Genomic DNA, 9,156 nt, shown 5'->3' with positions numbered 1-9,156 from the left:
CGGCCGCCGACCGGGAGCGGATGGCACGCGTGGCCGCGGTGCAGGCCGAGTACGACGAGCTGCGCCGGGCGCTGTCGCCGGCCCGCGCCGCGGCGCCCGACGTCACCGACATCGCGCGGATGATCGAGGAACTGCGGGTGAGCCTGTGGGCGCAGCAGCTCGGCACCGCGCGTCCGGTCAGCGAGCAGCGGATTTACCGCGCCATCGACGCGGTCAGCGTTGCCGGGCCGGGCGGATGACGATCTCGCTGACGTCGACATCGGGTTCGGTGCCGAGCGCATAGGCCACCGCACCGGCGACGGCGTCCGGGCCGATCGCGTTGCGCCGGTACTCGGCCATCGCGTCGCGGGCCACCGGATCGCTGATGGTGCTTGCCAGTTCACTCTCCACCACGCCGGGCGAGATGGTGGTGACGCGCAGCCAGTCCGGTGACTCCTGCCGTAGCCCCTCGGTGATCGCCCACGCGGCGAACTTGGTGCCGCAGTACACCGCGCCGGTCGGGACGACCTCGTGGGCGCCGATCGACGCGACGGTGACCATGTGCCCGCTCTGCTGGCGGCCGAACTGCGGCAGCGCCGCGGCGATTCCGTGCAGCAGACCGCGGACGTTGACGTCGATCATCTGGTCCCATTCGTCGACCAGGCCGGCGTCGAGCCGGGACAGTGGCATGACGCCTGCGTTGGCGACGAGCACGTCGAGCCTGCCGTGCCGGGCGACGACGTCGTCGACCGCCGCCTGCACCGCCGCGCGATCGGTGACGTCCAGTTCGCAGGGCTCGATGACGCCGTCGGCGTCGGCGGCCAGCGCGCGCAACCGGTCGGTGCGCCTGGCCGCGGCGATCACGGTGGCGCCGTCGGCGGCCAGCCGCAGGGCGATGGCCCGCCCGATCCCGCTGCTGGCGCCGGTGACCAGGACGATCTTGTGGTCGGTCATGGGTGTCCTCTCGTGGTGTTCCTCCACTATCGGCGGGATCGGGACGCCGTGCTAGGACGCGGTGTTCCTGGGAGCAACAGCCCCAGGCTGGATCCACCGCAGCTCATTACCATTGCGGAGATGGCGGACAACGAGCTGGGCGACTATCTGCGGGCCCGGCGTGGCCAGGTCACCCCGGCCGACGTCGACCTGCCCGAGATCGGGCAGCGGCGCGTCGTCGGGCTGCGCCGCGAAGAGGTTGCGCTGCTGGCCGGGTTGAGCGCCGACTACTACACCCGGCTGGAACAGGGGCGTGAGCGCAAGCCGTCACCGCAGGCGGTGGACTCGCTGGCCGCCGCGTTGCGGCTGCCCGAGGACGCCAGGCAGCACCTGTTCCGGCTCGCCGCGCTGAGCCCACGCGCGCACGGCACCGTCAGCGCGCGGGTCGATCCGGCTCTGCGTGAGCTGATGAGCATGTGGCCGGACAATCCGGCGCTGGTGTACAGCCGGGCCTACGACGTGCTGGCCGCCAACGCCATTGCCGACGCGATGTTCTCCGGGTGGACCCATTCGGCCAACATCATGCACGTGGTGTTCACCGACCCGGCCGCCCGTGACTTCTACCCCGACTGGCCCCAGGTGGCGCGGGACGCGGTGGCCGGTTTCCGCCACGGCTACGGGCAGGCGCCCAACGACCCGCGCATCAGGGCGGTGCTGACCGAGCTGCTGCAGGCCAGCCCCGAGTTCGCCGAGCTGTGGACCGAGCAGGATGCGCGCCGAAAGTCCGCGCAGAGCAAGAACTTCTGTCACCCACAGGTCGGGCGGATGACGCTGCGGATGCAGACTTTCGACGTCCGGTCCAGCCCGGGGCAGGAACTCGTGGTCTACCACGCCGAGCCGGGGTCGGCGAGTGCGGACGCTTTGGCGCTGCTGGGCTCGCTGGCCGCTAGCGCCGCACAGCCTCCGGAGTGAGCGCGGGGCTGGCCGGGTCGATCAGGATCTTGGCGTGCGTGTCCGGATCGGCCAGCGCGTCGAATGCCGCCGCCACGCCGCCGAGACCCACCGTGCCGGTCACCAGCGGTGACGCGTCGAGCTTGCCGTCGGCGAGCATGTGGAGGGTGTCGCGGTACTCCAGCGGGGTCTGACCGAACACGAACCGCAGGTCGAGCTCCTTGCCGATCGCCATCGCCGGGCGCAGCTTGTCCTCGCCCATGCACACGCCGACGACCACGACGCGTGAGGCCAGCGGCGCTGCGGCGACGATCCCGTCGATCATGCCGGGCACCCCGACGCACTCGAAGATCACCGGGCGCTTCGGCGCGGTCCCGCCGAGGCGGTCGGCGACCCGGTACACGTGCGACCAGCCGGGAATCCTGCGCAGCTTCTCCATCGAGCCGACACCGAGTTCGTAGAGCGCCGGGAGCTCGGTGAGGCCGCGCTGGCGCGCCGGCACCGCCTCGTACGGCGACTCCTCGGCGGGGTCGACGACGACGTCGGCGCCGCACCGGGTCGCCAGGGCCCGCCGCCCCGGGGAGAAGTCGCTGGCCACGATGGTCCGCACGCCGCGCGCCTTGAGATGGCAGATGACGGCCAGGCCCACCGGTCCGCAGCCCAGCACGATCGCGACGTCCTTGCCGGTGATCTCGCTGCGCCGGACGGCGTGCAGCGCCACCGACATCGGCTCGGTCAGCGCGGCGACGGCCGGGTCGAGGCCGTTGGGCACGACGAACGTCAAGGCGGCCTCGGTCACCACCTGCTCGGCGTACGCGCCCGGCGTCAGCGGGGACAGCCCCACCAGATGCACGCCGCCGCCGGCGCGCCGCAGCGGGAACGACACCACGGTCTTCCCCTCGGCGAGTTCCTTGCCGACCTTGCGGCCGCGTTCGGCGACCACTCCGCAGAACTCGTGTCCCATCACCACCGGGGTGTCGCTGCGCATGAAATCGTGGTAGCCGCCCTCGGCCATCACCTCGGTGAGCTGGTCGGCGTGATCCTTGGCGTGCAGGTCCGATCCGCAGATCCCGCACCGCAGCACCTCGAGCACCAGCTGCCCGTCGCCGGGCCGCGGAGCGGGCAGGTCGACGACCTCCAAAGTGCCGTGGATACAGCTGACCGCTTTCATTGGGCCATCGTCGCACGGTAGAACGGCGGTATGACCAAGTCGCAGATGTGCGCCGTTCTCGCGCTCGTGGCGGCCGGCACGGTGGCGCCGATGGCGCACGCCGAGCCCGCCGCGCCGGTGGTCGAGCCGGTGGTGCTGGAGGAGATCGCGCACGACCCTGAAGCCTTCACCCAGGGCTTCGAGATCAGCCGTGGCGTCCTCTACGAGGGCACCGGACTGGCCGGCGAGTCACAGCTGCGCACCCTGAACCCGAGCACCGGCGAGGTGACGCGCGCGGTCGACGTGCCCGGCGACTACTTCGGTGAGGGCATCAGCGTGGTCGGAAACCAGATCTGGCAGCTGACCTACCAGGACGGTGTCGCCGTTGTCTGGAACATGGCCAGCCTGTCGCCGGTCCGCGAGGTTCCCGTCGACGGGGAGGGCTGGGGGCTCTGCTATGACGGCGAACGACTGATCCGCAGCGACGGCAGCAACCGCCTGAGGTTTCACGACGCGGCCGACTTCACCGAGACCGGCGGAGTGGACGTGACCCGTGATGGCCGCGCACTGAACGGCCTCAACGAGCTGGAGTGCGTGGACGGCCAGGTGTGGGCCAACGTGTGGCCGTCGGACAACCTGGTGCGCATCGACCCGGAGAGCGGGGCGGTGGACCTGGTCGTGAACGCCACCGGATTGCGCTCGCGCGGCATACCGCCCAGCGCGCAGGTGCTCAACGGTATCGCCCACGTCGAGGATTCGCAGTTCCTGCTCACCGGTAAGGACTGGCCGAAGACGTTCCGGGTGCAGATTCCCGGATGAGCGGCAGGCGGGTGGTCATCGCCGGGTTGGGTGACGTGGGGGTGCTCACCGCGATCAAACTCGCGAAACATGCTGACGTGGTGGGGATCTCGGCCAAGCCGGGGCTGGTCAGCGGCCAGGAGCTCGGTTGGCGGCTGGCCCGGCCCGACGACTGGGCGCGGCACAACTGGATTCCGTTCGGCCGTTTCCGCGGACTCGACAGCGTCCGTACCGTGCACGGCACCCTCACCGGGGCCGACCTGGACGCCCGGACCGTCACCGTGGAACTTCCCGACGGTTCCTCCACAGAGGTGCCCTACGACGTGCTGGTCATCGCGACCGGGGTCGCCAACGGGTTCTGGCGCCGGCCGGTGCTGCAGAGTGCCGACGACATCGGCGACGATCTGCGGATGCCGCACGAAAAGCTTTCTGCTGCAAAGTCGGTCATGATCGTCGGCGGTGGCGCCGCGGCGGTCAGCAGTGCCGCCCAGATCGCCAACGCGTGGCCGGACAAGCAGGTCGAGCTCTACTTCCCCGGCGACCGGGCCCTGATCGGCCATCACCCACGAACCTGGGAGAAGGTCCAGCGGCGACTCATCGACGCCGGCGTGCGGTTGCGGCCCGGGCATCGGGCGGAGTTGGCGCCTGGCTTCACCGGCGACGAGCTGACCAGCGAACCGGTGCGGTGGAGCACGGGGCAGCCGCCGTCGTCGGCGGAGGTGGTGCTGTGGGCGATCGGCCGGGTGCGGCCCAACACCGGGTGGCTGCCGCCCGAACTGCTCGACGAGCACGGGTTCGTGCGGGTCACGCCCGAACTGCGGGTGCCCGGCCGTCCCGAGGTGTTCGCGGTGGGCGACGTTGCCGCCACCGACCCGCTGCGGAGTTCGGCCCGTAACCGCGCGGACGGTCTGCTGGCCCGCAACATCCGTGCCGCGTTCGGCGGAAAGCCGCTGCGGGATTACCGGGCGCCCAAGCGGCGTTGGGGATCGGTGTTGGGTATCCAGCCCGACGGACTGGAGGTGTTCGCGCCCAACGGCACGGCGTTCCGGTTCCCGGCTTGGACGTTCGATCGGGTGCTGATGCCACTGTTCGTCCGCTGGGGCATCTACCGCGGTGTGCGACAGGAGAACTCATGACCTTCGATCCCCATGGTCTGCTGGCCGGGGCGCGCCTCGGCGTGCTCGCCACCATCAAGGCCAGCGGTGTGCCGCAGCTGTCCCCGGTGACGCCGTTCTACGACCGCGACGCGGGCGTCATCTTCGTGTCGATGACGGAGGGACGCGCCAAGACGGCCAACCTGCGCCGTGACCCGCGCGCCGCGCTCGAGGTCACCAGCGCCGACGGCTGGGCCTGGGCCACCGCGGAGGGCTCGGTCACACTGACGGGCCCCGGCACCGACCCGCACGGCCCCGAGGTCGAAGCACTCGTCGACTACTACCGCCGGGCCGCAGGGGAACACCCCGACTGGGACGAGTACCGCTCGGTGATGGTGTCCGACCGCCGGGTGCTGATGGTGTTGACCGTGCAGCGGGTCTACGGCGAGAAGCTGCGCTGACTGTCCCACAGCCGATCGGCATTGCCGTGATCGAGTGCGTAGGGCGCGACGCCGGTGAAGTCATCCGGGCGCTCGGTGACGACCGGTGATTCGTTGCAGTCCTCGAAGTAACGCCCGCCAATCCCGTCGGCCACCGGCGACGCGGCGAGCAGCACGGACGTGGCGGCGCCCTGCTCGATCGTCTTGCGGCGCTCCACCGGTGTGCTCAAACCGCCGGTGTGCTTCTGCAGTCCGGTGGCGATCGCACCGGGATTCAGCGCGTTGGCGACGATTCCGTCGTCGCGCCAGCGGTCGGTGACGCCGACGGCCAGCAGCGCGGCGGCGGTCTTGGATTGGCCGTATGCGGCCAACGGGTCGTAGAGCCGGAAGCGGAAGTCGATGTCGTCGAACACCACCGGCGACAGCAGGTGTCCGCTGGAACTGACCGACACCACCCGCGCGCCGCCTGCGGCCGCGAGCGCGGGCTGCAATCCGAGGGTGAGGGCGAAATGCCCGAGATAGTTCGTGGCGAACTGCATCTCGCGGCCTTCCCGCGTGCGCGACAACTCGGGTAGGGCCATGACGCCCGCGTTGTTGATCAGCATGTGCACCGGGCGGCCGTCGAAAGCGGAGACGAAATCCCGGACCGAACTCAGGTCGGCGACGTCGAGGCGCGCAGCGGTGACAGCGGGATTGCCGGTGGCCACGCTGATCTGCGCCGCGGTCTGATTCCCGGCGTCGATGCGGCGAACGGCGAGGACGACCTCGGCGCCGGCAGCTGCCAGCGCGCGGGCGGTCTCCACCCCGATGCCGGACGTCGCACCGGTGATGACGGCGCGCTTGCCGGCCAGGTCGACCTCGGCGAGGACGTCTGCAGCGGTGGTGGTGAACCCGAAAGGTATTGGGGGCATCGCTATCTCGGTCACATCGACGCGCGCATGGCGGCGACGACATCGTCGGTGCGCACCACGCCGTGGGCGAGGAAGTTGTAGTTCACCAGAGCGGCCTGGTAGCCGTCGCCCCACTCGGGGTGGCGCGGCCCGGCGACCGCATCGCGCACGACGTAGACCTCGAAGCCCTGCTCCAGAAGATCGCGCAGGTGCGATTCGACGCACATGTTCGCCAGCATCCCGCCGAGCAGGACCTTGCTGATGCGTCGCTTGCGCAGTTGCAGCACAAGGTCGTTGGTCTGCGAGCCGAAGACCTTGTGCGGGCTGACGACGACCGTCGCCGGGTCCTCGATGTAGGGCTTGAACTCCTCCAGCCAGTCGGCGCCCGATCCGGTCAAGCCGTCCAGGTTCAGCGGACCCGGGCGGTCGAAGGTGCCGGTGCGCAGTTCATCGGCTTCCAGCGCGCCGTTGAACAGCCAACCGTGGTCGGTGGGATAGAAGTAGTGCGGTGAGATGAACATCCCGAACGACGCTTCCTTGGCGGCCTCGAAGATCGCGAGCATGTGCGCGACGGTGTCGTTCTCCGTCACGCTGGCGCCGGTCGCCGCCCAGTTGATCCCGGTGGGACTGAGCACGTCGTTCTGCGGATCGATGAACACGACGGCGGTGTCGCTTCGATTCCAGGTCATTGGAGTTCCCCTCGTTTGCGGTCATGGCTTGGTGTCTCGTCGATCATGTCGCCTACCGTCGGCCGAGGTCGTCACTGCTGGCACCGTGGCGCCGTACCTGCCGGCAGGTATACCCGTAAGCGTCAGGCATCCGGGGCCACCACCACTTTGCCTGTCGCGAAGCCGTTCTCGACGATCGCATGGGCGTCGTTGACCGAGTCGAGCGGGAAGGTCGTGGGGTGCAGCCGGGGTGCCAGCTGACCGCTGTCGGCCAGCGCGGCCGCCTGCGCGACGATATGCCCGTGATGTTCGCGGCCCCGGCCGCTCAGTAGTGGCATCAACGTGAAGACGCCCGAATAGGTGGCTCCCCGGAACGACAACGGCGCCAGGCTGTGAGTGCCCCAGCCCAACGCGCTGACGACATGTCCGGTGTGGCGCTTGACCGCGGTGAACGACGCGTCGAGGGTGGCGCCACCGACGTTGTCGACCACGATGTCGAAGCCTTCGCCGCCGGTGTGGGCGCCGACGTAGTCGTCGACGGTGCTTGCCGTGTAGTCGATCGGGGTCGCTCCGGTGCTGCCGATGATCTCCAGGCTCGACGCGCTGCCGGTGGCGTACACCCGGGCGCCCCGGGCGATCGCGAGTTGCACGGCCAGGAATCCGACGCCGCCCGCGCCGCCGTGCACCAGCACCTGTTCGCCGGCCCCGACCTCGGCCCGGTCGACCAGGCCTTCCCACGACGTGATGAAGCCCAACGGAAGCGCGGCGGCCTGCGGCATCGACAGCGCATCCGGTTTGTGCGCCAGCGATCGCGCGTCCACGGCCGCCAATTCGGCCAGCGACCCCTGTAGTCCGCCGACTCCGCCGGTCATCCCGAACACCTCGTCACCGATCCGGAATCCATCGACCCCGTCTCCCACAGCCTGCACCACCCCGGCCATGTCGATGCCGAGAACGGCGGCCGGGACCACCTGTGCGTGCGCAGCCTCACCGCGGCGGATCTTGATGTCGAGCGGGTTGACACCGCTGGCCATGACACGCACCAGGACTTGCCCGGGGCCGGGCACCGGATCGGGAAGTTCCCTGACGTGCAGCGGCTTGCCGTACTCGGTCAGGACTGCAGCACGCATGGCGTCTCCTCGGACTCGATCTGCATTGTGGTCCCCGCCGTGGTCGCCGCGCCGGCTATCCGGTCGACGAGCCGGGGCCGGCGCCGATGACACCGACGCCGATCGGCTTCACAGCATTTCCTCCGCGTCGAAGAGGAGAACGAGACGGCCACGGGTGCCGCCCTCTTCGAGGGCGCGGTGCGCCGCGCCGGCGTCGGCGGCCGGGAGGGTCTGCGCGACGCGCAGCGCGATGGCGCCCTGCTCGGCCAGCACGCGGAGGCCGTCGAGTTTGTCCGTCCTGTGGGCGTAGTCGGGCACCCACACGTCGCGCACCGCGATCCCGCGTCCCGGGTGCAGCGGCGACGTTCCGCGCTCGCCGGGGCGGCGCACGATGGCGATCTGGCCGTCGTCGCGCAGTGCGGGCAGTACTTCGTCGCCCTGTAGTGCGGCATCGACGACAGCGGTGACACCTTCCGGGCGGAGCGTGCGAATCCGTTTTCCCACAGCGGGTCCCCGGGCGACGATGTGGTCGGCGCCGAGGGCCGCGACGAGTTGTTCGTCGGCGGGGGACGCGTCGGCGATGACGGTGAGCCCGTCGGCCTTGGCCAGCTGGACCACGTAGCCGCCGACCGCGCCGGCCGCGCCGGTGACCGCGACGGTGTCGCCCGGCGACAGATTCAGCACGTCGAGTGCCCTGCGGGCGGTGAGTCCGTTCATCGGCAACGTGGCCGCCTCGGCGTGGCTGCTTCCGGCGGGTGCGAGGGCGACCTGGTCGGCGTCGACCACGACGTATTCGGCGTAGGCGCCGCCGGACTCCTCGATCGGGATCACGATCGCCATCGCGCGGTCTCCGATGCGCAGGTCGGTGGCGGTGTCGGCGCCGATCTCGTCGATCAGCCCGGCGACCTCCATGCCGGGGCGGTACGGCGGCGTCAACGGGCCGGCGCGCAGTACGTCATCGATGTCCCCGATGCGCAGCAGCACGTCGGCCGGGTTGACCGTCGCCGCGTGCACCCGGATGCGTACCCGGCCCGGTCCCGCGTGGGGTTCTTCGACATCGGCCTGCCGAAGTACCTCCGGGCCGCCGTACTCGGTGATCACCACGGCTTTCATCGCCCACCTCCTATTCGGGGAAACCTCCCCG

The 9,156-nt window shown here is 70.3% G+C and carries 11 protein-coding genes; 5 read left to right on the top strand and 6 right to left on the bottom strand.

The annotated features are described in order from the left end of the window. Positions 1 to 239, top strand: a 239-nt coding sequence (locus tag MVA01S_RS15565; protein WP_159426326.1) for a DUF3418 domain-containing protein, incomplete at its 5' end; no start/stop codon positions are given. Here the strand turns inward: MVA01S_RS15565 and MVA01S_RS15560 are convergent. Beyond that, positions 214 to 933 carry an SDR family oxidoreductase gene (locus MVA01S_RS15560; RefSeq protein WP_003931405.1) on the bottom strand — a complete coding sequence of 240 codons (720 nt, stop codon included), beginning with the start codon at positions 931 to 933 and terminating at the stop codon, positions 214 to 216. The genes MVA01S_RS15565 and MVA01S_RS15560 overlap by 26 nt on opposite strands. Before the next feature lie 120 nt (positions 934 to 1,053). Between MVA01S_RS15560 and MVA01S_RS15555 the strand changes: the two genes are divergently transcribed. Continuing rightward, a complete protein-coding gene (locus MVA01S_RS15555; RefSeq protein WP_003931404.1) occupies positions 1,054 to 1,884 on the top strand; it encodes a helix-turn-helix transcriptional regulator in 831 nt (276 codons plus the stop codon). On the opposite strand, the gene MVA01S_RS15550 is transcribed toward MVA01S_RS15555, so the two are convergent. Beyond that, a complete protein-coding gene (locus tag MVA01S_RS15550) occupies positions 1,859 to 3,034 on the bottom strand; it encodes a zinc-binding dehydrogenase (RefSeq protein WP_003931403.1) in 1,176 nt (391 codons plus the stop codon). The two genes, MVA01S_RS15555 and MVA01S_RS15550, sit on opposite strands and share 26 nt — an antisense overlap. Positions 3,035 to 3,064: 30 nt before the next feature. Between MVA01S_RS15550 and MVA01S_RS15545 the strand changes: the two genes are divergently transcribed. Genes MVA01S_RS15545 through MVA01S_RS15535 form a run of 3 tightly spaced genes read left to right on the top strand, consistent with a single transcriptional unit; the run spans position 3,065 to position 5,366 of the window. Next, complete coding sequence (locus tag MVA01S_RS15545; protein WP_003931402.1) at positions 3,065 to 3,832, top strand: glutaminyl-peptide cyclotransferase; 768 nt, start codon at positions 3,065 to 3,067, stop codon at positions 3,830 to 3,832. Then, positions 3,829 to 4,947, top strand: a complete 1,119-nt coding sequence (locus MVA01S_RS15540) for an FAD-dependent oxidoreductase (RefSeq protein ID WP_003931401.1) — start codon at positions 3,829 to 3,831, stop codon at positions 4,945 to 4,947. Before MVA01S_RS15545 ends, MVA01S_RS15540 begins: the two co-directional genes overlap by 4 nt. Further along, entirely contained in the window at positions 4,944 to 5,366 is a 423-nt protein-coding gene (locus MVA01S_RS15535; protein ID WP_003931400.1) for a PPOX class F420-dependent oxidoreductase, read from the top strand. Before MVA01S_RS15540 ends, MVA01S_RS15535 begins: the two co-directional genes overlap by 4 nt. Here MVA01S_RS15535 and MVA01S_RS15530 read toward each other — a convergent pair. From MVA01S_RS15530 to MVA01S_RS15515, 4 genes are all read right to left on the bottom strand, one after another. Continuing rightward, complete coding sequence (locus MVA01S_RS15530) at positions 5,345 to 6,256, bottom strand: SDR family NAD(P)-dependent oxidoreductase (RefSeq protein ID WP_003931399.1); 912 nt, start codon at positions 6,254 to 6,256, stop codon at positions 5,345 to 5,347. The two genes, MVA01S_RS15535 and MVA01S_RS15530, sit on opposite strands and share 22 nt — an antisense overlap. An 11-nt stretch (positions 6,257 to 6,267) precedes the next feature. Then, the gene (locus MVA01S_RS15525; protein WP_003931398.1) at positions 6,268 to 6,924 is read right to left on the bottom strand and encodes an isochorismatase family protein; all 657 of its coding nucleotides are present in this window, start codon (positions 6,922 to 6,924) and stop codon (positions 6,268 to 6,270) included. A gap of 122 nt (positions 6,925 to 7,046) precedes the next feature. Then, entirely contained in the window at positions 7,047 to 8,033 is a 987-nt protein-coding gene (locus tag MVA01S_RS15520; RefSeq protein ID WP_003931397.1) for a zinc-dependent alcohol dehydrogenase family protein, read from the bottom strand. Positions 8,034 to 8,141: 108 nt separating this feature from the next. Then, positions 8,142 to 9,125, bottom strand: a complete 984-nt coding sequence (locus tag MVA01S_RS15515) for an NADP-dependent oxidoreductase (RefSeq protein WP_003931396.1) — start codon at positions 9,123 to 9,125, stop codon at positions 8,142 to 8,144. Positions 9,126 to 9,156: the final 31 nt, after the last annotated feature.

The organism is Mycolicibacterium vaccae NBRC 14118 = CIP 105934, from assembly GCF_001552715.1.
GTDB classification, from domain to species: domain Bacteria; phylum Actinomycetota; class Actinomycetes; order Mycobacteriales; family Mycobacteriaceae; genus Mycobacterium; species Mycobacterium vaccae.
The sequence above is the reverse complement of the archived record's forward strand: the minus strand, read 5'-3'. Positions and strand labels throughout refer to the sequence as shown.

Coding starts and splice junctions, on each gene's coding strand:
- MVA01S_RS15515 (WP_003931396.1), bottom strand. CDS start 9,125: ATGAAAGCCGTGGTGATCACCGAGTACGGCGGCCCGGAGGTACTTCGG.
- MVA01S_RS15535 (WP_003931400.1), top strand. CDS start 4,944: ATGACCTTCGATCCCCATGGTCTGCTGGCCGGGGCGCGCCTCGGCGTG.
- MVA01S_RS15520 (WP_003931397.1), bottom strand. CDS start 8,033: ATGCGTGCTGCAGTCCTGACCGAGTACGGCAAGCCGCTGCACGTCAGG.
- MVA01S_RS15530 (WP_003931399.1), bottom strand. CDS start 6,256: ATGCCCCCAATACCTTTCGGGTTCACCACCACCGCTGCAGACGTCCTC.
- MVA01S_RS15550 (WP_003931403.1), bottom strand. CDS start 3,034: ATGAAAGCGGTCAGCTGTATCCACGGCACTTTGGAGGTCGTCGACCTG.
- MVA01S_RS15525 (WP_003931398.1), bottom strand. CDS start 6,924: ATGACCTGGAATCGAAGCGACACCGCCGTCGTGTTCATCGATCCGCAG.
- MVA01S_RS15555 (WP_003931404.1), top strand. CDS start 1,054: ATGGCGGACAACGAGCTGGGCGACTATCTGCGGGCCCGGCGTGGCCAG.
- MVA01S_RS15540 (WP_003931401.1), top strand. CDS start 3,829: ATGAGCGGCAGGCGGGTGGTCATCGCCGGGTTGGGTGACGTGGGGGTG.
- MVA01S_RS15560 (WP_003931405.1), bottom strand. CDS start 933: ATGACCGACCACAAGATCGTCCTGGTCACCGGCGCCAGCAGCGGGATC.
- MVA01S_RS15545 (WP_003931402.1), top strand. CDS start 3,065: ATGACCAAGTCGCAGATGTGCGCCGTTCTCGCGCTCGTGGCGGCCGGC.